The organism is Ensifer sp. 4252 (assembly GCF_050434565.1).
In the GTDB taxonomy this organism is placed as follows: Bacteria; Pseudomonadota; Alphaproteobacteria; order Rhizobiales; family Rhizobiaceae; genus Ensifer.
Genome location: NZ_JBNDIU010000001.1, coordinates 209,157 through 227,407, shown reverse-complemented (window position 1 = coordinate 227,407; position 18,251 = coordinate 209,157). Strand labels below are relative to the sequence as shown.

Genomic DNA, 18,251 nt, shown 5'->3' with positions numbered 1-18,251 from the left:
AATAATGGATCTCACCGTCAAAACCCTCGAGGGCAAGGACGCGGGAAAGGTTTCCCTTTCGGACGCCATTTTCGGTCTCGAACCCCGTGAAGACATCATCGCCCGCGTCGTTCGCTGGCAGCTCGCCAAGAAGCAGCAGGGCACACACAAGGCCAAGGGCCGCGCAGAAGTTTCGCGCACCGGCGCCAAGATGTACAAGCAGAAGGGTACGGGCCGCGCCCGCCACCACTCCGCTCGCGCTCCGCAGTTCCGTGGCGGTGGTAAGGCTCATGGCCCGGTTGTTCGCAGCCACGCCCATGACCTGCCGAAGAAGGTTCGTGCACTCGGCCTTCGCCACGCTCTGTCTGCCAAGCTGAAGGCTGAAAACATCATCGTTCTCGATGATCTCGTTGCCGCAGAAGCAAAGACCAAGACCCTCGCTGGCGTATTCGCCTCGCTCGGTCTGACCAATGCTCTGATCATCGGCGGCGCCGAAATCGAGAACAACTTCAAGCTCGCCGCCCAGAACATCCCGAATGTGGACGTTCTGCCGGTTCAGGGCATCAACGTTTACGACATTCTGCGCCGTGGCAAGCTCGTGCTTTCCAAGGCTGCCGTGGAAGCTCTGGAGGAGCGGTTCAAATGACGGATCTTCGCCACTACGACGTGATCGTGTCCCCCTCGATCACTGAAAAGTCGACGCTGGTTTCCGAACAGAACCAGATCGTCTTCAACGTCGCCAAGGGCGCTTCGAAGCCTGAAATCAAGGCTGCTGTCGAAGCTCTGTTCGGCGTCAAGGTTACTGCCGTGAACACGCTCGTCCGCAAGGGCAAGACCAAGCGCTTCCGCGGCTTTACCGGGAAGCAGAAGGACGTGAAGAAGGCGATCATCACGCTCGCCGACGGTCAGTCCATCGACGTCTCCACCGGTCTCTAACGGATAGGCCCATTAGGGTAAAAACCCAAAAGGGAACAATAAAATGGCATTGAAAAGTTTCAATCCGACGACCCCGAGCCAGCGCCAGCTGGTCATCGTGGACCGGTCCGGCCTCTACAAGGGCAAGCCGGTAAAGGCGCTGACTGAAGGTCTGCACTCCAAGGGCGGTCGCAACAACCTCGGCCGTATCACCGTTCGCTTCCAGGGCGGCGGTCACAAGCGGACCTACCGTCTGGTCGACTTCAAGCGTCGCAAGTTCGACGTAGAAGGCACCGTCGAGCGTCTGGAATATGACCCGAACCGCACGGCGTTCATCGCGCTGGTAACCTACGCCGATGGCGAACAGGCCTACATCCTCGCTCCGCAGCGCCTCGCTGCCGGCGACAAGGTCATCGCTTCGGAAAAGGCAGCGGTCGACGTCAAGCCCGGCAACACCATGCCGCTGCAGTTCATCCCGGTCGGCTCCATCATCCACAACGTGGAAATGAAGCCGGGCAAGGGCGGCCAGCTGGCTCGCTCCGCCGGTACCTACGCGCAGCTCGTTGGTCGTGACCAGGGCATGGCGATCCTTCGCCTGAACTCGGGCGAACAGCGCCTCGTGCACGGCTCTTGCCTTGCATCCATCGGTGCTGTATCGAACCCCGATCACGGCAACATCAATGACGGTAAGGCTGGTCGTTCGCGCTGGCGCGGTAAGAAGCCGCACGTTCGCGGCGTCGTCATGAACCCGGTTGACCACCCGCACGGCGGTGGTGAAGGCCGTACGTCCGGTGGTCGCCACCCGGTTACCCCTTGGGGCAAGCCGACGAAGGGCAAGCGGACGCGCTCCAACAAGTCGACCGACAAGTTCATCATGCGGTCGCGTCACCAGCGCAAGAAGTAAGAGAGGAAGTCTCAAGTGGCTCGTTCAGTATGGAAAGGTCCGTTTGTTGACGGCTATCTTCTCAAGAAGGCTGAGAAGGTTCGTGACGGCGGTCGTAACGAAGTGATCAAAATGTGGAGCCGTCGCTCCACGATCCTTCCGCAGTTCGTGGGTCTCACCTTCGGCGTCTACAACGGCAACAAGCATGTTCCCGTTTCGGTGTCAGAAGAAATGGTCGGACACAAGTTCGGTGAATTCTCTCCGACCCGGACCTATTACGGTCATGGTGCGGACAAGAAGGCAAAGAGGAAGTAACAATGGGCAAGGCAAAAGCCGAACGCCGGCTGAAGGATAATGAAGCGCAGGCAATTGCGCGCACGATCCGCGTCAGCCCCCAGAAGCTCAACCTGGTTGCCGCGATGATCCGCGGCAAGAAGGTCGAGCGCGCTCTGGCCGAACTCGAGTTCTCGCGCAAGCGGATCTCCGAGACGGTCAAGAAGACGCTTGAATCCGCGATCGCAAACGCTGAGAACAACCACGACCTCGACGTTGATTCGCTCATCGTCGCTGAGGCGTATGTTGGCAAGTCGATTGTGATGAAGCGCTTCCACGCTCGTGGTCGCGGCCGTGCATCGCGTGTTGAAAAGCCGTTCTCTCACTTGACGATCGTCGTTCGTGAAGTGGAAGCCAAAGGGGAGGCCGCATAATGGGCCAGAAGATTAATCCGATCGGTTTCCGTCTCGGCATCAACCGGACCTGGGATAGCCGTTGGTTCGCTGATAACGCGGAATACGGTCAGCTTCTTCATGAAGACCTGAAGATCCGCGCTTACCTGATGGAAGAGCTCAAGGCCGCCGGCATTGCCAAGGTCGTGATCGAGCGTCCGCACAAGAAGTGCCGCGTAACGATCCACTCGGCTCGTCCGGGTCTGATCATCGGCAAGAAGGGTGCGGACATCGAGAAGCTCCGCAAGAAGCTTTCCGAGATGACCAACTCCGAAACCCACCTCAACATCGTTGAAGTGCGCAAGCCGGAAGTTGACGCAACGCTCGTTGCCCAGTCGATCGCCCAGCAGCTCGAGCGCCGCGTGGCTTTCCGCCGTGCGATGAAGCGCGCTGTTCAGTCGGCCATGCGTCTTGGCGCCGAAGGCATCAAGATCACCTGCGCCGGTCGTCTCGGTGGTGCCGAAATCGCTCGTACGGAATGGTACCGCGAAGGTCGCGTTCCGCTGCACACTCTGCGTGCGGACATCGACTACGGTACGTCTGAAGCCGAAACCGCTTTCGGTATCTGCGGCATCAAGGTCTGGATCTTCAAGGGCGAGATCCTTGAGCACGATCCGATGGCTTCCGAGCGTCGCGCGATCGAGAGTGACAACCAGGGCGGCAGCAGCAGAGATCGTCGTCGCGAAAACGCGTAACATGCGCGCGTGGCAGCCAATATCGGAGAATTAAAAAAATGTTGCAGCCAAAGCGTACGAAGTATCGCAAGCAATTCAAGGGCCGCATCAAGGGCGTAGCCAAGGGCGGATCTGATCTCGCCTTTGGTGAATTCGGCCTGAAGGCTCAAGAACCAAACCGCGTCAATGCGCGCGAGATCGAAGCGGCCCGCCGCGCGATCACCCGCCATATGAAGCGTGCCGGCCGCGTCTGGATCCGTGTGTTCCCTGACGTTCCGGTCACCGCCAAGCCTACCGAAGTCCGCATGGGTAAAGGTAAGGGCTCGGTTGAATACTGGGCATGCAAGGTCAAGCCTGGTCGTATGATGTTCGAGATCGATGGTGTCAGCGAAGAACTCGCCCGTGAGGCACTTCGTCTTGGTGCTGCCAAGCTCTCTGTCAAGACGCGCTTCGTGCAGCGTATCGCAGAGTAAGGAGTGAATCTCATGAAAGCCGCAGATGTTCGCGCTCTGAGCGCCGATCAACTCAACGAAGAGCTTGCCAAGCTGAAGAAAGAGCAGTTCAATCTGCGTTTCCAGAAGGCAACCGGCCAGCTCGAAAAGTCGTCGCGTATTGACGAAGTCCGTAAGGACATCGCACGCGTCAAAACAATTGCCCGCCAGAAGGCGGCAGAAGCCAAGGCCTAAGGACCACAAAATATGCCGAAACGCATTCTGCAGGGCACAGTCGTCAGCGACAAGAACGACAAGACCGTCGTCGTCAGAGTCGAGCGCCGCTTTGCGCACCCGATTCTCCAGAAGACCGTTCGCCGTTCGAAGAAGTACAAGGCGCACGACGAAAGCAACCAGTACAAGGTTGGTGACGTTGTTTCCATCGAGGAATGCGCGCCGATCTCCAAGGATAAGCGCTGGACGGTGGTTGCCGCCCAGGCTTGATTTCTGCGGGATTTGACCGCGAGACCCTTGCGTCTTGGGCAAATATCTGTATGAAGCACGCAATTGAAGTAAAGGAACGCTCGAGTCCGGGCGTTCTTTTGCTTTGAGATAGGCACAATAAGCCGGGCGAGGGGGTTCCGACCCAACCGGCCTGGTAACAACAAGAAGGCGACCTGACATGATTCAGATGCAAACAAACCTCGACGTGGCGGATAATTCCGGCGCACGTCGTGTCATGTGCATCAAGGTGCTGGGCGGCTCCAAGCGTAAGTACGCGTCGATCGGCGACATCATCGTCGTTTCGATCAAGGAAGCCATTCCGCGCGGCCGCGTGAAGAAGGGTGATGTCATGAAGGCTGTTGTCGTTCGCACCGCGAAAGACATCCGCCGTGCGGATGGCAGCGTCATTCGTTTTGACACAAACGCAGCCGTTCTTATCGATAACAAGAAAGAGCCGATCGGCACCCGTATCTTCGGACCGGTTCCGCGCGAACTTCGCGCCAAGAACCACATGAAGATCATCTCGCTGGCTCCGGAAGTACTCTAAGGGAGCGTTGAGAGATGCAAAAGATTCGTAAAGGCGACAAGGTCGTCGTTCTCACCGGTAAGGACAAGGGCCGTACCGGCGAAGTCGTACAGGTAATGCCGAAGGAAGATCGGGCTGTAGTGCGTGGCGTGAACATGGTGAAGCGTCACCAGCGCCAGACCCAGAGCCAGGAAGCCGGCATTATCAACAAGGAAGCCTCGATCCATCTTTCGAACATCGCGATTGCCGATCCGAAGGACGGCAAGCCGACCCGTGTCGGCTTCAAGATCGATGGCGACAAGAAGGTCCGCGTGGCCAAGCGTTCGGGAGTAGTGATCGATGGCTAAGTCCGCTTACGAGCCCCGGCTCAAGAAGGAATATGTCGAGCGTATTCGTGCGGCTATGCAGGAGAAGTTCTCCTACGCCAACGAAATGCAGATCCCGCGTCTCGACAAGATCGTCATCAACATGGGTGTTGGCGAAGCGACCGGCGACTCCAAGAAGCCGACTGTCGCAGCTGCCGACCTTGCTGCGATTGCTGGTCAGAAGCCGGTAATCACCCGCGCTCGCAACTCCATCGCTGGCTTCAAGCTTCGCGAAGACATGCCGATTGGTGCCAAGGTTACCCTGCGCGGCGTTCGGATGTATGAGTTCCTGGATCGTCTCGTGAACATCGCTCTTCCGCGCGTTCGCGACTTCCGTGGCCTCAACCCGAAGTCCTTCGATGGCCGTGGCAACTTCGCCATGGGCGTCAAGGAGCACATTGTGTTCCCTGAGATCAACTACGACAAGGTTGATCAGATGTGGGGCATGGACATCATCGTTTGCACGACGGCTACTAACGACGACGAAGCACGCGCTCTGCTCACAGAGTTCAACTTCCCGTTCCGTCAGTAATCCGTAACGACAAGCGTAAAGAAGGATAACTGTTATGGCGAAAACGAGCGCAGTTGAAAAGAACAAGCGCCGCCGCAAACTGGTTGCCGGGCAAGCCTCTAAGCGCGCCGCTCTTAAGGCAATCATCATGAACCAGTCTCTGCCGATCGAAGAGCGGTTCAAGGCAACCATCAAGCTGGCTGAACTGCCGCGTGATGGATCCAAGACCCGCATCCGCAACCGTTGTGAAGTTACGGGCCGTCCGCGCGCCTACTATCGTAAACTTCGCATGTCGCGTATTGCGCTTCGCGAACTGGGCAATTCCGGCCGCGTGCCGGGTATTGTCAAGTCGAGCTGGTAAGGAGACGGGCACATGGCAATGACTGATCCGCTGGGCGATATGCTCACCCGTATCCGTAACGGCGCGGCACGCCGCAAGTCGAGCGTTTCCACGCCGGCTTCGAAGCTTCGCGCACGTGTTCTGGATGTCCTTCAGGCTGAAGGCTACATCCGTGGATACTCTGAAGTCGTATTTGGCAACGGCAAGGCCGAGCTGAATATCGAACTGAAGTACTACGAAGGCGCTTCCGTAATCCGTGAGATCGGACGCGTTTCCAAGCCGGGCCGCCGAGTTTATGTCTCGGTTAAGTCCATTCCGCAGGTCGCGAACGGCCTCGGCATCACCATCCTTTCGACCCCGAAGGGTGTGATGGCCGATCATCAGGCACGCGAACAGAATGTTGGTGGCGAGATTCTTTGCTCCGTCTTCTAAGACGTAACATGATCTCCATAGCGAACAGACAGGTATAAAAATGTCTCGTATCGGTAAGAAGCCCGTTCAAGTTCCTGCAGGCGTCACGGCAAGCGTGGATGGCCAGAAGGTAACGGCGAAGGGCCCTAAGGGCGAACTGTTCTTTGTTGCAAACGACGAAGTATCGGTAGCGCTCGAAGACAATGCGGTTGTTATTCAACCGCTCAACCAGAGCAAGGATGCTCGTTCGAAGTGGGGCATGTCCCGCACGATGATCGAGAACATTCTGAAGGGTGTTAAAGACGGTTACGAGCGCAAGCTCGAAATCAACGGCGTTGGTTACCGTGCTTCGCTGCAGGGCAAGAACCTGCAGCTGGCGCTCGGTTTCAGCCACGACGTGGTCTACCAGACGCCTGAAGGCATCACGATCGCTGTCCCGAAGCCGACGGAAATCATCGTCTCCGGCATCAACAAGCAGCAGGTCGGCCAGGTTGCAGCGGAAATCCGCGAATACCGTGGCCCCGAGCCCTACAAGGGCAAGGGCGTCAAGTATGCCGAAGAGCGGATTGTCCGCAAAGAAGGCAAGAAGAAGTAAGGATCACGCGAAATGGCTAGCAGGAAAGATACTCTTGTGCGTCGCGCCAACCGCGTGCGCCGTCAAATCAAGGCGGTCGCGAATGGCCGTCCGCGCCTGTCGGTTCATCGCTCGTCGAAGAACATCTACGTACAGGTTATCGACGACGTGGCCGGCAAGACGCTTGCGTCTGCCTCCACGCTCGACACCGATCTGCGCTCGTCTTTGAAGACGGGCGCTGACGCGGCAGCTGCTGCTGCCGTCGGCAAGCTCATCGCTGAGCGCGCCGTAAAGGCTGGCATCAAGGACGTTGTCTTTGATCGTGGCGCCTTCATCTATCACGGTCGCATCAAGGCTTTGGCCGAAGCTGCACGTGAAGGTGGTCTGAACTTCTGATCGGTTGCCAGGCGGGCCTTGTGTCCGCCTGGCACCTTCATGAGTTTCCGGTCGCTTCCGATCCATGTGACGGGGGCGACTTTTGTCAATCTGCCGATTGCACCCGGAAAAGAAAAAGGAAAAGGACAATGGCACAGGAAAGAAGGGGTTCTCGCGAAGATCGCCAGAACCGCGAAGAGCGCGACAGCGAATTTGTCGACAAGCTCGTAGCAATTAACCGCGTCGCCAAGGTGGTGAAGGGCGGTCGTCGGTTCGGTTTCGCAGCTCTCGTCGTCGTTGGCGACCAGAAGGGCCGTGTTGGCTTCGGTCATGGCAAGGCGCGCGAAGTGCCGGAAGCCATCCGCAAGGCAACGGAAGCCGCCAAGCGCGACCTGATCTTCGTCCCGCTGCGTGGTGGTCGTACCCTGCATCACGACGTTCACGGCCGTCATGGCGCCGGCAAGGTGCTCCTGCGTTCGGCCAAGGCCGGTACCGGTATCATCGCTGGCGGCCCGATGCGCGCCGTCTTCGAAACGCTCGGCGTTCATGACGTCGTCGCTAAGTCGACCGGCTCGTCGAACCCGTACAACATGGTTCGTGCAACGTTCGACGCCCTCAAGAACCAGATGCACCCGAAGGACATCGCAGCTCAGCGCGGCATGAAGTACGCCACGCTCCAGGCTCGTCGTGTTTCCTCCGGCGCTGCTTCCGAAGAATAAGGGAGCTGACAGATGGCTAAGAAAGAAAACGCTGCGAAGACGGTTACCGTCGAGCAGATCGGTAGCCCCATTCGCCGTCCGGCCGTACAGCGTCAGACGCTCATCGGCCTGGGCCTCAACAAGATGCACCGGGTTCGCACGCTGGAAGATACCCCAGCTGTTCGCGGCATGATCCGGTCGGTCCAGCACCTCGTTCGCGTCGTCGACGAGAAGTGAGGGGGATAAGCTCATGAAACTGAATGAAATCAAGGACAACGAAGGCTCGACCAAGAACCGTAAGCGTCTTGGTCGTGGCATCGGTTCCGGCTCCGGCAAGACTGCCGGTCGCGGTGTGAAGGGTCAGAAGGCTCGTTCGGGCGTTGCCATCAACGGCTTCGAAGGCGGCCAGATGCCAATCTACCGTCGTCTGCCGAAGCGCGGCTTCAACAACATCTTCGCTTCGGAGTTTGTTGTCGTGTCGCTCGGCCGCATCCAGACAGCGATCGACGCCAAGAAGCTTGACGCTTCGAAGACCGTCGATGCAGCAGCTCTCAAGGCTGCCGGCGTGATTCGTCGCGAAAAGGACGGCGTTCGCGTTCTGGCCGATGGCGAACTGAAGGCGAAGATCTCGCTCGAAGTTGCAGGTGCTTCCAAGCCGGCGATCGAAAAGATCGAGAAGGCTGGCGGCTCCATCAAGCTGCTTTCGGCTGCTGCCGAATAATATTACTGATCGACCGCCCGGGGTGCTTCACTCCGGGCGGTTTTGCTCCCATATGTGAGCCTCACGTCCGCGATGGCGAATCGCTCGCCTCGGCGGACATAGCGGAAACCACGGTGAGGCATCCGATTGCAGACACAATCGCCTCGCGTCCGGTTTTCAAGACGAAAAGTTAGTCCTTCCGGAACGGACAGGGTACTCCCGCTGATTCCGAGATTTGGTACGCGGAGAATTGCATGGCTTCTGCAGCGGAACAGCTCGCCTCGAACCTGAATTTCTCGACTTTCGCCAAGGCGGAAGATCTGAAGAAACGACTGTGGTTCACGCTTGGTGCGCTTTTGGTCTACCGTCTTGGCACCTATATCCCGCTGCCCGGCCTCAACCCGGACGCGTTTGCGCAGGCCTTCCAGGGCCAGAGCGGCGGCATCCTCGGCCTCTTCAACATGTTTTCGGGCGGTGCAGTGGAGCGCATGGCGATCTTCGCGCTCGGCATCATGCCCTATATCTCTGCTTCGATCATCGTTCAGCTGATGACCTCCGTCGTTCCGGCGCTGGAACAGCTGAAGAAGGAAGGCGAGCAGGGTCGCAAGATCATCAACCAGTACACCCGCTACGGCACGGTGCTTCTCGGCGTCATGCAGGCCTATGGCATTGCAGTCGGCCTTGAGAGCGGCAACGGCCTCGTGAACGATCCGGGTTGGTTCTTCCGCATTTCCACGGTTATCTCGCTGCTCGGTGGCACGATGTTCCTGATGTGGCTTGGCGAGCAGATCACCTCGCGCGGTATCGGCAACGGCATCTCGCTGATCATCTTCGCCGGCATCGTTGCCCATCTGCCGACGGCTCTTGCCGGAACGCTCGAGCTTGGCCGCACCGGCGCGCTTTCGACCCCGCTGATCCTGGCGATCATCGTCATGATTGTTGGCGTAATCGCGCTCATCGTCTTCGTCGAACGGGCCCAGCGTCGTCTTCTGATCCAGTATCCGAAGCGCCAGGTCGGGAATCGCATGTTCCAGGGCGACACGTCGCACCTGCCGCTGAAGCTCAACACCGCGGGCGTCATCCCGGCGATCTTTGCATCGTCGCTGCTGCTGCTGCCGGCGACGCTCGCTGGCTTTGCCAACACCGCAGCGCTGCCGGATTGGGCGACATCGATCGTCAGCGCGCTCGGTCACGGCCAGCCGCTCTACATGGTGCTCTACGGCGGCATGATCGCGTTCTTCGCCTTCTTCTACACGGCCATCGTCTTCAATCCGAAGGACACGGCCGACAATCTGAAGAAGCATGGCGGCTTCATTCCGGGCATCCGCCCGGGTGAGCGCACGGCTGAATACATCGATTACGTTCTGACGCGCATCACCGTGCTCGGCGCGATCTACCTGATCTTCGTCTGTATCCTGCCTGAAATCCTCATCGCGCAGACCGGCGTGCCGTTCTACCTTGGTGGTACGTCGCTTTTGATTGTTGTCAGCGTTACCCTTGATACGGTAGCACAGATCCAGGGTCACCTCATTGCTCAGCAGTATGAGGGGCTGATCAAGAAGTCGAAGCTGCGCGGAGGAAAGAGGGGACGATGAGACTGATTTTTTTGGGACCGCCCGGAGCTGGCAAGGGGACGCAAGCCAAGCTTCTGACGGAGAGGTACGGTATTCCGCAGCTTTCCACAGGTGACATGCTGCGGGCGGCCGTCGCCCAGGCGACCGACGTCGGCAAGCGTGCCAAGGCTGTCATGGACGCCGGCCAGCTCGTCTCTGACGCAATCGTCAACGAGATCGTGTCGGACCGGATCGACGCCCCGGATTGTGCCAACGGCTTTATCCTCGATGGATATCCGCGCACGGTTCCGCAGGCGGTCGCTCTCGGCAAGATGCTCGAGGGCAAGGGCTTGAGGCTCGATGCGGTGATCGAGCTCAAGGTCGATGAGACTGCGCTTGTAAAGCGCATGGAGAATCGCGTAGCGGAAACCATCGCTGCGGGCGGCTCGGTTAGATCGGACGACAATCCGGAAGCCTTCAAGCGTCGGCTGACGGAATATCGGGAAAAGACCGCACCCTTGTCGGAGCACTATGCGGGCACCGGTGAACTGAAGACGGTCGACGGCATGGCCGATGTTGACGCCGTGACTGCACAGATCGAGAAGATTCTGGCTTAGACCTTGGGTCTTTGCCGAAAAGGAACCGCCGGGGAGTTGACTTTTCCGGCTGATTCCGCCAAAGACAGCGCCAACTCGCGACATGGGAGCGATCGGCGCGGTCTTCAACGAAACGAAGTCCGGGTACGGTCGTTTTCGACGTGTCTCGAACCTCAATCAACGTGCGGCTCTTGAGGTCGCGTAACGAAGCACCTATTGCCGGATGGCAACTGGAACGCAAGGAGAATAGACGTGGCACGTATCGCTGGCGTCAACATCCCGACGGCAAAGCGCGTTGTTATCGCGCTGACCTACATTCACGGGATCGGACCGAAATTCGCACAGGAAATCGTCGAGAAGGTCGGTATCCCGGCTGATCGCCGCGTGCATCAGCTGACGGACGCTGAAGTCCTTCAGATCCGTGAAGCGATTGACCGCGACTACCAGGTTGAAGGTGACCTGCGTCGCGACACGTCGATGAACATCAAGCGTCTGATGGACCTTGGCTGCTACCGTGGCCTGCGTCATCGCCGCAGCCTGCCGGTGCGCGGTCAGCGTACCCACACCAATGCCCGCACCCGCAAGGGTCCGGCAAAGGCGATCGCCGGTAAGAAGAAGTAATTTCCCGAATAGGGAGATTGGGAGGCTGGCGCACGCGCCGGCCTCCTTTTGCAGTTTGGGAAGGGCGTTGCCCGACCGTTGCGGAGCCTGATCGGTTTCGTGAAATGCCTGCAGTACCGGTTCCGCCGGTACTGGATGAAACCGAAGAAGCAGGGCAGGGGACGAAAATTCCTTTCCCGGTGGAGCCGCTGGAATTACGGCGGTGCAGAGATCTAAGAAAGGGATCCTATGGCCAAGGAAGCCACCCGCGTTCGCCGTCGCGAACGCAAGAACATCACGTCTGGCGTTGCGCACGTCAATTCGTCGTTCAACAACACCATGATCACCATCACCGACGCACAGGGCAACGCAATTGCCTGGTCGTCTGCCGGTGCCAAGGGTTTCAAGGGCTCGCGTAAGTCGACCCCGTTTGCCGCTCAGATCGCCGCTGAAGACTGCGCCAAGAAGGCCCAGGAACACGGCATGAAGTCGCTTGAAGTTGAAGTTTGCGGCCCGGGTTCCGGCCGCGAATCCGCTCTTCGCGCGCTGCAGGCTGCGGGCTTCATGATCACCTCGATCCGCGATGTGACCCCGATCCCGCACAACGGTTGCCGCCCGCGCAAGAAGCGCCGCGTCTGATCATTTGCGTTCAAAATGCCGGTGAGGGCGCTTCGGCGCGCTCCCGGACTTCGGGGCTCGGTTGTCACGATTGGATGGTGACAACGAACGGAAGGCAGAAAATATGATCCAGAAAAATTGGCAGGAACTGATCAAGCCGAACAAGGTGGAGTTCATCTCCTCGGGCCGCACCAAGGCAACGTTGGTCGCGGAACCGCTTGAACGCGGCTTTGGTCTGACGCTCGGCAACGCGCTTCGCCGCGTGCTGCTGTCGTCGCTTCGCGGTGCTGCTGTCACCGCGGTGCAGATCGACGGCGTCCTGCACGAGTTCTCCTCTATCCCGGGCGTTCGGGAAGACGTGACGGACATCGTGCTCAACATCAAGGAAATCGCCATCAAGATGGATGGCGACGACGCAAAGCGCATGGTTGTGCGCAAGCAGGGTCCAGGCGTTGTAACCGCCGGTGACATCCAGACGGTTGGCGATATCGAAATCCTCAACCCGAATCATGTGATCTGCACCCTCGACGAGGGCGCAGAGATCCGCATGGAGTTCACCGTCAACAACGGCAAGGGCTACGTTCCGGCTGACCGTAACCGTTCGGAAGATGCTCCGATCGGCCTCATCCCGGTCGACAGCCTGTACTCGCCGGTCAAGAAGGTCTCGTACAAGGTGGAAAACACCCGCGAAGGCCAGGTTCTTGATTATGACAAGCTGACGATGTCCATCGAGACGGACGGCTCCGTCACCGGTGAAGATGCGATCGCATTTGCGGCCCGCATCCTTCAGGACCAGCTGTCGGTTTTCGTCAACTTCGACGAGCCGCAGAAGGAAGCAGAGGAAGAGGCAGTCACCGAACTCGCCTTCAACCCGGCGCTTCTCAAGAAGGTCGACGAACTGGAACTCTCCGTCCGTTCGGCCAACTGCCTGAAGAACGACAACATCGTCTACATCGGCGACCTCATTCAGAAGACCGAAGCAGAAATGCTCCGCACGCCGAATTTTGGTCGCAAGTCGCTGAACGAAATCAAGGAAGTTCTCGCTTCCATGGGCCTGCACCTCGGCATGGAAGTGCCGTCCTGGCCGCCTGAGAACATCGAAGATCTCGCCAAGCGTTACGAAGACCAATACTAACCATTAGACTGCGGGCAGATGCCTGCAAGTGAAGGAGAATAGCAATGCGCCACGGTAAAGCCGGCCGCAAGCTGAATAGAACCGCCAGCCACCGCAAGGCGATGTTTGCCAACATGGCAGCTTCGCTGATCGAGCACGAGCAGATCGTTACGACCCTGCCGAAGGCTAAGGAAATCCGCCCGATCGTTGAAAAGCTCGTCACCCTCGGCAAGCGCGGCGACCTGCATGCTCGCCGTCAGGCGATCTCGCAGATCCGCGACGCCGCTGTCGTTTCGAAGCTGTTCGACACGATTGCATCGCGTTATGCCACCCGCAACGGCGGCTACCTGCGTATCATGAAGGCCGGCTTCCGCCAGGGCGATAATGCTGCTCTCGCTGTCATCGAATTCGTTGACCGCGACACCGATGCAAAGGGTGCGAAGGATCGCGCTCGCGTCGCAGCTGAAGCTGACGCTGCCGAAGCAGCCTGATCTTTTCAGGTAAGCTAATTTGAAAGCGGCCGGGTGTTCGTCACCCGGCCGCTTTTTCTGTTTCAGCCGCTCGTATCGGTCTGCCACCGACTTGCCGCTTGTGCTTCAGATAGGGTTTGCGCACCAGACGCCAGCACAGAAGCAGGGTGACCAAAGCCAGATAGGTCATCTGCTCGAGGCCAACCACCTTGACCGACATAGCGAAATGCAGCGCTCCTGCCGCGGCAATGATGTAGGTGAGCTTGTGCAACTGGTTCCACCTGCTGCCGAGCCGGCGGATCGACCAATTGTTCGATGTCAGCGCCAGGGGGATCAGCAAAACCAGACCGGCCATCCCGATGGTGATGAAGGGGCGCCGGGCGATGTCAGCGAGGATGGCGGGGATGTTCAGGACCTGGTCTAGCAGGAAATAGGCGAGGAAGTGCATCACCACATAGTAGAACGCGAGCAGCCCGAGCGCGCGCCGATAGCGCAGCCAGTTGATGCCGAGGAGATCGCGGATCGGTGTGATCGCCAACGCGGCGACCAGAAAGCGCAGCGCCCAGATGCCAAGCAGATGCTCGAATTCCTTGACGGGATTTCCCGGCAGGCGTCCGGTGGCGCCGAGATAGAAAGCGGCAAGCGCCGGACAGAGGCCCAGCCCGTACAGTGCCCAGACGGACGCGGAGTGAAAGCGTTTCGGCAAGGCGGGCAGCTTGGGCATGCTCAGAAATTCGCTCTCAGGTCCATGCCGGCATAGAGGCCGGCGACGTCGTCCGCGTAGCCGTTGAAGGGCAGGGTATCGCGCCGGTTAGCACCAAAGAAGCCGCCGCCGCCAATCCTGTTTTCGGTTGCCTGGCTCCAGCGCGGATGGTCGACCGCCGGGTTAACATTGGCATAGAAGCCGTATTCATTAGGTGCTGACAGGTTCCATGTCGAAGGCGGCGGTGTTTCCGTGAGCGAGATGCGCACGATCGACTTGATGCCCTTGAAGCCGTATTTCCAAGGCGTGACCAGCCGGATCGGTGCGCCGTTTTGATTAGGCAGGGTCTTGCCGTAGACGCCGACTGAGAGAATGGTCAGCGGATGACGCGCCTCGTCGAGGCGCAGGCCCTCTCGGTAGGGCCAGGGCAAAGGTTGGAAGAAGCCGGATTGGCCGGGCATTTGCTCGGGGCGCACCACGGTTTCGAATGAGACATATTTGGCATTGCCGAGTGGTTCGACCTTGTCGAGCAGGGCTGCGAGCGGAAACCCGGTCCAGGGGATGACCATCGACCAGGCCTCGACGCAACGCATCCGGTAGACGCGCTCTTCGAGTGGAAGTGCCAGAAGCTCCTCCAGCCCGAAGTCCTTTGGCTTGGCGACAAGTCCGTCGACTTTCACGGTCCATGGCGTCGGCTTGAAGGTATCTGAGTTCGCTGCAGGGTCGGCCTTGCCGGTCCCGAACTCATAAAAATTGTTGTAGCCCGTGACGTCGGCTTCCGGCGTCAGATCCTCGTCCACGGTGTATTTGCCCTTGGGTGCCGCAAGGGCGGCCGCTTGGGCAGTGCCGGCGCCGGCGCCTGCAATCAGGAAACCACCAGCCGTCGTCGCCAGAAAAGCGCGGCGTGAGAGAAAGCAGCCCTCCGGTGTGATTTCGGACGATGCGATTCTCGGTGGACGATAAGCCGGCATGATCTTTTCCGCTTTGAAGGTGTGGGTCTTGTCTGCTCAAACTGACCAGAGTTTCGATCACTGAGAAAGAGGCGGACAACCACGTTTTCGTGCGTTGGACGTGATGGTGCCGACTTTGTGTATGTCGCGGCGACATTTGCCTTTTTTCCTGCGAAATCCTATCTGAACGTAGCCGCGACGAATAGGAGAATGCTTCATATGATCTTTGGTCAAAGAGCGCTTGCGACGCTCATTCTTGCTGTTTCCCTGTCCTGTCCGGCGATGGCGCAGGATGCCAAGGTCGTGCCCCAGTCACGCACCGAGATGCAGCTTTCCTTCTCGCCGCTGGTCAAGCAGACGGCCAATGCCGTCGTTAACGTCTATGCCGAGCGTGTAGTCGAGCGCCGATCGATCTTCTCAGGCGATCCCTTCTTCGAGGAGTTCTTCGGGCAGCGCATGCCGAACCGCAGCGAGAAGCAGTCGTCGCTCGGATCCGGCGTGATCGTCGGCAAGAACGGCATCGTCGTCACCAACAACCACGTCATCGAAGGCGCTGACGACATCAAGGTGGCGCTTGCCGATGGCCGCGAATATCCCTGCAAGGTCATGCTCAAGGACGATCGCCTCGATCTCGCGGTCCTGAAGATCCAGTCCGAAGGCCCGTTCAACATCATCCCGATCGGCGATTCCGATGCGGTCGAAGTCGGCGACATCGTTCTGGCGATCGGCAACCCCTTCGGTGTCGGCCAGACGGTGACCAGCGGTATCGTCTCGGCCCTCGCCCGCAATCAGATATCATCAGGCGATTTCGGCTTCTTCATCCAGACCGATGCTGCCATCAACCCGGGCAATTCCGGCGGCGGCCTGATCGACATGAACGGTGCACTGATCGGCATCAACACTGCGATCTTCTCCAAGGGCGGCGGCTCGAACGGCGTCGGCTTTGCCATCCCTGCCAATCTGGTGAAGGTTTTCGTCGCATCCGCCGAGGGCGGCAATGGCTCCTTCGTGCGTCCGTTCATCGGTGCGTCCTTCGAGCCTGTGACGTCGGAAGTCGCAGAAGCGCTCGGGCTCGAGCGTGCGCGTGGTGCGCTGGTGACCGCCGTTGTCAATGGCGGACCGGCAGCCTCGGCCGGCATCAAGCCGGGGCAGGTGATTACGGCCGTCAACGGCATCGCCGTCGAACATCCCGATGCCCTCGGCTATCGATTGACCACGGTCGGCATCGGCCACGAGGCACGCGTCACGGTTTCGGAAAACGGCAAGCCGTACGATGTCAGCCTGAAGCTCGACCGCGCACCGGAGACGTCACCCCGCGATGAGCGCCTCATCGAGGGCCGCAATCCGTTTGCCGGTGCGGTGGTGGCAAATCTCTCTCCGCGGCTGGCAGAGGAACTGCGCATATCGACCTCGCTGCAGGGCGTCGTCGTGACCGAAATCAACCGCGGCTCGCCCGCTGCACGCATTGGCCTGGCGCCGAAGGATATCATCCGCTCCGTCAACGGCGCAGCGATCGATAGTTCGAAGACCCTGGAGACCGTCATGGCTGAGGGCGCCTCCTTCTGGCGCGTCGAGATCGAGCGAGACGGCCAGATCATCCGTCAGTTCTTCCGATGAGTGATCTCTTCTCATCCTCCGAGCCGCCGGAAATGACTTCGGCAAGACCGCTCGCCGATCGGCTGCGCCCGCGCACGCTGTCCGAAGTCACTGGTCAGGAGCACCTGACGGGTGAGGATGGCGTGTTGACGCGCATGATCGCATCGGGCTCGCTAGGCTCGATGATCTTCTGGGGGCCGCCTGGTACCGGGAAGACGACGGTTGCCCGGCTGTTGTCAGGCGAGGCGGGGCTGGCCTTCGAGCAGATCTCTGCGATCTTTTCCGGTGTCGCCGACCTCAAGAAGGTTTTCGAATCGGCACGGGCGCGACGGATGTCCGGCCGCCAGACCTTGCTCTTCGTCGACGAGATCCATCGCTTCAACCGTGCCCAGCAGGACAGCTTCCTGCCTGTCATGGAGGATGGCACGGTCATCCTGGTGGGGGCGACGACGGAAAATCCGTCCTTCGAGCTCAACGCCGCTCTCTTGTCCCGCGCCCGTGTGCTGACGTTCAAGCCGCATGGAGAAGAGAGCCTACAGGAGTTGCTGAAGCGCGCGGAGGAAACGGAAGGCAAACCCCTGCCGCTCGACGCGGATGCCCGGGCCAGCCTGATCCGCATGGCCGATGGCGACGGCCGCGCCTCGCTCACGCTCGCCGAGGAGGTCTGGCGCGCCGCGCGGCGCGACGAGATCTTTGACGTCGAGGCGCTGCAGAAGATCGTGCAGCGGCGGGCGCCCGTCTACGACAAGGGGCAGGACGGTCACTACAACCTGATCTCGGCGCTGCACAAATCGGTGCGCGGCTCCGACCCGGACGCGGCACTTTATTATCTCTGCCGGATGTTCGATGCCGGCGAGGATCCGCTCTATCTCGGGCGGCGGCTCGTTCGCATGGCGGTGGAGGATATCGGCCTTGCCGATCCGCAGGCGCTGGCGATCTGCAATGCCGCCAAGGACGCCTACGATTATCTCGGTTCGCCGGAAGGGGAACTGGCGCTTGCCCAGGCCTGCGTCTACCTCGCGACCGCACCGAAATCGAATGGCGTTTACATGGCCTACAAGGCGGCGATGCGGGCAGCCAAAGAAAACGGTTCGCTTCTGCCGCCGAAACATATTCTCAATGCGCCGACCAAATTGATGAAGGGCGAAGGTTACGGCGACGGTTATCGCTATGACCACGACGAGCCTGATGCGTTCTCCGGTCAGGACTATTTCCCCGAAAAGATGGGACGTAAGACCTTTTATGATCCGCCGGAACGCGGCTTCGAGCGCGAGATCCGCAAGCGGCTGGAATGGTGGGCGAAGCTGCGCCGGGAGCGGAGCTGACTTTATCTCTCGGTCGCGACGCATCTCCTGAGGGGAAACCGCTTCGTACTTTTCCTGGAAATGCTTGAGCCTTGCCGGTCGTGCAGGGCTGATTTGCCCGGGCATATCTTGCTGC

29 protein-coding genes are annotated in these 18,251 nt (G+C 59.4%); 27 read left to right on the top strand and 2 right to left on the bottom strand.

Going from position 1 to position 18,251, the window contains the following annotated elements:
- Window positions 1-4 precede the first annotated feature (4 nt).
- The 25 genes from rplD to rplQ all read left to right on the top strand — a co-directional run bounded on the left by rplD (window position 5) and on the right by rplQ (window position 13,583).
- On the top strand, window positions 5-625 hold the full coding sequence (rplD, locus tag ABIE33_RS01170) for a 50S ribosomal protein L4 (RefSeq protein ID WP_025426665.1): 621 nt from the start codon (window positions 5-7) through the stop codon (window positions 623-625).
- A complete protein-coding gene (locus tag ABIE33_RS01165; protein WP_025426666.1) occupies window positions 622-915 on the top strand; it encodes a 50S ribosomal protein L23 in 294 nt (97 codons plus the stop codon). Before rplD ends, ABIE33_RS01165 begins: the two co-directional genes overlap by 4 nt.
- 43 nt (window positions 916-958) lie before the next feature.
- Entirely contained in the window at window positions 959-1,798 is an 840-nt protein-coding gene (gene rplB / locus ABIE33_RS01160) for a 50S ribosomal protein L2 (RefSeq protein ID WP_025426667.1), read from the top strand.
- A gap of 15 nt (window positions 1,799-1,813) precedes the next feature.
- Window positions 1,814-2,092 carry a 30S ribosomal protein S19 gene (rpsS, locus tag ABIE33_RS01155; RefSeq protein ID WP_025426668.1) on the top strand — a complete coding sequence of 93 codons (279 nt, stop codon included), beginning with the start codon at window positions 1,814-1,816 and terminating at the stop codon, window positions 2,090-2,092.
- A 2-nt stretch (window positions 2,093-2,094) separates the two neighbouring features.
- Complete coding sequence (gene rplV, locus ABIE33_RS01150) at window positions 2,095-2,484, top strand: 50S ribosomal protein L22 (RefSeq protein ID WP_025426669.1); 390 nt, start codon at window positions 2,095-2,097, stop codon at window positions 2,482-2,484.
- Complete coding sequence (gene rpsC / locus ABIE33_RS01145) at window positions 2,484-3,197, top strand: 30S ribosomal protein S3 (protein WP_053247115.1); 714 nt, start codon at window positions 2,484-2,486, stop codon at window positions 3,195-3,197. Before rplV ends, rpsC begins: the two co-directional genes overlap by 1 nt.
- Before the next feature lie 38 nt (window positions 3,198-3,235).
- Window positions 3,236-3,649 (top strand): 50S ribosomal protein L16, encoded by a 414-nt coding sequence (gene rplP, locus ABIE33_RS01140; protein WP_011975175.1) that lies wholly within the window; start codon window positions 3,236-3,238, stop codon window positions 3,647-3,649.
- 12 nt (window positions 3,650-3,661) lie between these two features.
- Window positions 3,662-3,862 (top strand): 50S ribosomal protein L29, encoded by a 201-nt coding sequence (gene rpmC, locus ABIE33_RS01135; RefSeq protein ID WP_025426672.1) that lies wholly within the window; start codon window positions 3,662-3,664, stop codon window positions 3,860-3,862.
- A 12-nt stretch (window positions 3,863-3,874) separates the two neighbouring features.
- On the top strand, window positions 3,875-4,111 hold the full coding sequence (rpsQ, locus tag ABIE33_RS01130; RefSeq protein ID WP_077498424.1) for a 30S ribosomal protein S17: 237 nt from the start codon (window positions 3,875-3,877) through the stop codon (window positions 4,109-4,111).
- 178 nt (window positions 4,112-4,289) lie between these two features.
- Window positions 4,290-4,658 carry a 50S ribosomal protein L14 gene (gene rplN / locus ABIE33_RS01125; RefSeq protein ID WP_003536525.1) on the top strand — a complete coding sequence of 123 codons (369 nt, stop codon included), beginning with the start codon at window positions 4,290-4,292 and terminating at the stop codon, window positions 4,656-4,658.
- Window positions 4,659-4,672: 14 nt separating this feature from the next.
- Entirely contained in the window at window positions 4,673-4,984 is a 312-nt protein-coding gene (gene rplX, locus ABIE33_RS01120; RefSeq protein WP_025426674.1) for a 50S ribosomal protein L24, read from the top strand.
- On the top strand, window positions 4,977-5,534 hold the full coding sequence (gene rplE, locus ABIE33_RS01115) for a 50S ribosomal protein L5 (RefSeq protein WP_077498423.1): 558 nt from the start codon (window positions 4,977-4,979) through the stop codon (window positions 5,532-5,534). Before rplX ends, rplE begins: the two co-directional genes overlap by 8 nt.
- A 34-nt stretch (window positions 5,535-5,568) precedes the next feature.
- Window positions 5,569-5,874 (top strand): 30S ribosomal protein S14, encoded by a 306-nt coding sequence (rpsN, locus tag ABIE33_RS01110; protein WP_025426676.1) that lies wholly within the window; start codon window positions 5,569-5,571, stop codon window positions 5,872-5,874.
- Between the two features lie 12 nt (window positions 5,875-5,886).
- On the top strand, window positions 5,887-6,285 hold the full coding sequence (gene rpsH, locus ABIE33_RS01105) for a 30S ribosomal protein S8 (protein WP_025426677.1): 399 nt from the start codon (window positions 5,887-5,889) through the stop codon (window positions 6,283-6,285).
- A gap of 40 nt (window positions 6,286-6,325) precedes the next feature.
- Window positions 6,326-6,859, top strand: coding sequence for a 50S ribosomal protein L6 (rplF, locus tag ABIE33_RS01100; protein WP_429120354.1), 534 nt, complete (start codon window positions 6,326-6,328; stop codon window positions 6,857-6,859).
- Window positions 6,860-6,871: 12 nt separating this feature from the next.
- On the top strand, window positions 6,872-7,234 hold the full coding sequence (gene rplR, locus ABIE33_RS01095) for a 50S ribosomal protein L18 (RefSeq protein WP_429120351.1): 363 nt from the start codon (window positions 6,872-6,874) through the stop codon (window positions 7,232-7,234).
- Between the two features lie 128 nt (window positions 7,235-7,362).
- On the top strand, window positions 7,363-7,932 hold the full coding sequence (gene rpsE / locus ABIE33_RS01090; protein WP_025426680.1) for a 30S ribosomal protein S5: 570 nt from the start codon (window positions 7,363-7,365) through the stop codon (window positions 7,930-7,932).
- 12 nt (window positions 7,933-7,944) lie between these two features.
- Window positions 7,945-8,148: a 50S ribosomal protein L30 gene (gene rpmD, locus ABIE33_RS01085; protein ID WP_025426681.1), complete on the top strand. Its 204-nt coding sequence runs from the start codon at window positions 7,945-7,947 to the stop codon at window positions 8,146-8,148.
- A gap of 13 nt (window positions 8,149-8,161) precedes the next feature.
- Window positions 8,162-8,632, top strand: a complete 471-nt coding sequence (gene rplO, locus ABIE33_RS01080) for a 50S ribosomal protein L15 (protein ID WP_025426682.1) — start codon at window positions 8,162-8,164, stop codon at window positions 8,630-8,632.
- A gap of 233 nt (window positions 8,633-8,865) precedes the next feature.
- Window positions 8,866-10,206: a preprotein translocase subunit SecY gene (gene secY / locus ABIE33_RS01075; protein WP_429120348.1), complete on the top strand. Its 1,341-nt coding sequence runs from the start codon at window positions 8,866-8,868 to the stop codon at window positions 10,204-10,206.
- Complete coding sequence (locus tag ABIE33_RS01070) at window positions 10,203-10,781, top strand: adenylate kinase (protein WP_429120346.1); 579 nt, start codon at window positions 10,203-10,205, stop codon at window positions 10,779-10,781. Before secY ends, ABIE33_RS01070 begins: the two co-directional genes overlap by 4 nt.
- 231 nt (window positions 10,782-11,012) lie before the next feature.
- Complete coding sequence (gene rpsM / locus ABIE33_RS01065) at window positions 11,013-11,381, top strand: 30S ribosomal protein S13 (protein WP_429120344.1); 369 nt, start codon at window positions 11,013-11,015, stop codon at window positions 11,379-11,381.
- A 228-nt stretch (window positions 11,382-11,609) separates the two neighbouring features.
- Window positions 11,610-11,999, top strand: coding sequence for a 30S ribosomal protein S11 (gene rpsK / locus ABIE33_RS01060; protein WP_003536496.1), 390 nt, complete (start codon window positions 11,610-11,612; stop codon window positions 11,997-11,999).
- A 103-nt stretch (window positions 12,000-12,102) separates the two neighbouring features.
- Window positions 12,103-13,113 carry a DNA-directed RNA polymerase subunit alpha gene (locus tag ABIE33_RS01055; protein ID WP_025426686.1) on the top strand — a complete coding sequence of 337 codons (1,011 nt, stop codon included), beginning with the start codon at window positions 12,103-12,105 and terminating at the stop codon, window positions 13,111-13,113.
- 44 nt (window positions 13,114-13,157) lie between these two features.
- Window positions 13,158-13,583, top strand: coding sequence for a 50S ribosomal protein L17 (gene rplQ, locus ABIE33_RS01050; protein ID WP_025426687.1), 426 nt, complete (start codon window positions 13,158-13,160; stop codon window positions 13,581-13,583).
- 40 nt (window positions 13,584-13,623) lie between these two features.
- Here the strand turns inward: rplQ and msrQ are convergent, their stop codons facing one another.
- Both msrQ and msrP read right to left on the bottom strand, forming a co-directional pair.
- On the bottom strand, window positions 13,624-14,286 hold the full coding sequence (gene msrQ, locus ABIE33_RS01045) for a protein-methionine-sulfoxide reductase heme-binding subunit MsrQ (RefSeq protein WP_429120341.1): 663 nt from the start codon (window positions 14,284-14,286) through the stop codon (window positions 13,624-13,626).
- A 2-nt stretch (window positions 14,287-14,288) separates the two neighbouring features.
- On the bottom strand, window positions 14,289-15,236 hold the full coding sequence (msrP, locus tag ABIE33_RS01040; RefSeq protein WP_429120338.1) for a protein-methionine-sulfoxide reductase catalytic subunit MsrP: 948 nt from the start codon (window positions 15,234-15,236) through the stop codon (window positions 14,289-14,291).
- Between the two features lie 198 nt (window positions 15,237-15,434).
- On the opposite strand from msrP, the gene ABIE33_RS01035 reads away from it, so the two are divergent.
- A complete protein-coding gene (locus ABIE33_RS01035; protein WP_429120335.1) occupies window positions 15,435-16,832 on the top strand; it encodes a DegQ family serine endoprotease in 1,398 nt (465 codons plus the stop codon).
- Entirely contained in the window at window positions 16,829-18,136 is a 1,308-nt protein-coding gene (locus ABIE33_RS01030) for a replication-associated recombination protein A (protein ID WP_429120332.1), read from the top strand. The genes ABIE33_RS01035 and ABIE33_RS01030 overlap by 4 nt, the downstream gene beginning before the upstream one ends.
- Window positions 18,137-18,251: the final 115 nt, after the last annotated feature.

What these genes read in the sequence shown, in the direction of transcription:
- rplF (WP_429120354.1), top strand. Translation starts at nt 6,326, where the DNA reads ATGTCTCGTATCGGTAAGAAGCCCGTTCAAGTTCCTGCAGGCGTCACG.
- rplB (WP_025426667.1), top strand. Translation starts at nt 959, where the DNA reads ATGGCATTGAAAAGTTTCAATCCGACGACCCCGAGCCAGCGCCAGCTG.
- rpmC (WP_025426672.1), top strand. Translation starts at nt 3,662, where the DNA reads ATGAAAGCCGCAGATGTTCGCGCTCTGAGCGCCGATCAACTCAACGAA.
- rpsC (WP_053247115.1), top strand. Translation starts at nt 2,484, where the DNA reads ATGGGCCAGAAGATTAATCCGATCGGTTTCCGTCTCGGCATCAACCGG.
- ABIE33_RS01165 (WP_025426666.1), top strand. Translation starts at nt 622, where the DNA reads ATGACGGATCTTCGCCACTACGACGTGATCGTGTCCCCCTCGATCACT.
- rplD (WP_025426665.1), top strand. Translation starts at nt 5, where the DNA reads ATGGATCTCACCGTCAAAACCCTCGAGGGCAAGGACGCGGGAAAGGTT.
- rpsK (WP_003536496.1), top strand. Translation starts at nt 11,610, where the DNA reads ATGGCCAAGGAAGCCACCCGCGTTCGCCGTCGCGAACGCAAGAACATC.
- rplX (WP_025426674.1), top strand. Translation starts at nt 4,673, where the DNA reads ATGCAAAAGATTCGTAAAGGCGACAAGGTCGTCGTTCTCACCGGTAAG.
- ABIE33_RS01035 (WP_429120335.1), top strand. Translation starts at nt 15,435, where the DNA reads ATGATCTTTGGTCAAAGAGCGCTTGCGACGCTCATTCTTGCTGTTTCC.
- rplQ (WP_025426687.1), top strand. Translation starts at nt 13,158, where the DNA reads ATGCGCCACGGTAAAGCCGGCCGCAAGCTGAATAGAACCGCCAGCCAC.
- rplR (WP_429120351.1), top strand. Translation starts at nt 6,872, where the DNA reads ATGGCTAGCAGGAAAGATACTCTTGTGCGTCGCGCCAACCGCGTGCGC.
- ABIE33_RS01055 (WP_025426686.1), top strand. Translation starts at nt 12,103, where the DNA reads ATGATCCAGAAAAATTGGCAGGAACTGATCAAGCCGAACAAGGTGGAG.
- rpsQ (WP_077498424.1), top strand. Translation starts at nt 3,875, where the DNA reads ATGCCGAAACGCATTCTGCAGGGCACAGTCGTCAGCGACAAGAACGAC.
- secY (WP_429120348.1), top strand. Translation starts at nt 8,866, where the DNA reads ATGGCTTCTGCAGCGGAACAGCTCGCCTCGAACCTGAATTTCTCGACT.
- rplN (WP_003536525.1), top strand. Translation starts at nt 4,290, where the DNA reads ATGATTCAGATGCAAACAAACCTCGACGTGGCGGATAATTCCGGCGCA.
- ABIE33_RS01030 (WP_429120332.1), top strand. Translation starts at nt 16,829, where the DNA reads ATGAGTGATCTCTTCTCATCCTCCGAGCCGCCGGAAATGACTTCGGCA.
- rplE (WP_077498423.1), top strand. Translation starts at nt 4,977, where the DNA reads ATGGCTAAGTCCGCTTACGAGCCCCGGCTCAAGAAGGAATATGTCGAG.
- rplP (WP_011975175.1), top strand. Translation starts at nt 3,236, where the DNA reads ATGTTGCAGCCAAAGCGTACGAAGTATCGCAAGCAATTCAAGGGCCGC.
- msrP (WP_429120338.1), bottom strand. Translation starts at nt 15,236, where the DNA reads ATGCCGGCTTATCGTCCACCGAGAATCGCATCGTCCGAAATCACACCG.
- rpsH (WP_025426677.1), top strand. Translation starts at nt 5,887, where the DNA reads ATGGCAATGACTGATCCGCTGGGCGATATGCTCACCCGTATCCGTAAC.
- rplO (WP_025426682.1), top strand. Translation starts at nt 8,162, where the DNA reads ATGAAACTGAATGAAATCAAGGACAACGAAGGCTCGACCAAGAACCGT.
- rpsN (WP_025426676.1), top strand. Translation starts at nt 5,569, where the DNA reads ATGGCGAAAACGAGCGCAGTTGAAAAGAACAAGCGCCGCCGCAAACTG.
- ABIE33_RS01070 (WP_429120346.1), top strand. Translation starts at nt 10,203, where the DNA reads ATGAGACTGATTTTTTTGGGACCGCCCGGAGCTGGCAAGGGGACGCAA.
- rpsE (WP_025426680.1), top strand. Translation starts at nt 7,363, where the DNA reads ATGGCACAGGAAAGAAGGGGTTCTCGCGAAGATCGCCAGAACCGCGAA.
- msrQ (WP_429120341.1), bottom strand. Translation starts at nt 14,286, where the DNA reads ATGCCCAAGCTGCCCGCCTTGCCGAAACGCTTTCACTCCGCGTCCGTC.
- rplV (WP_025426669.1), top strand. Translation starts at nt 2,095, where the DNA reads ATGGGCAAGGCAAAAGCCGAACGCCGGCTGAAGGATAATGAAGCGCAG.
- rpmD (WP_025426681.1), top strand. Translation starts at nt 7,945, where the DNA reads ATGGCTAAGAAAGAAAACGCTGCGAAGACGGTTACCGTCGAGCAGATC.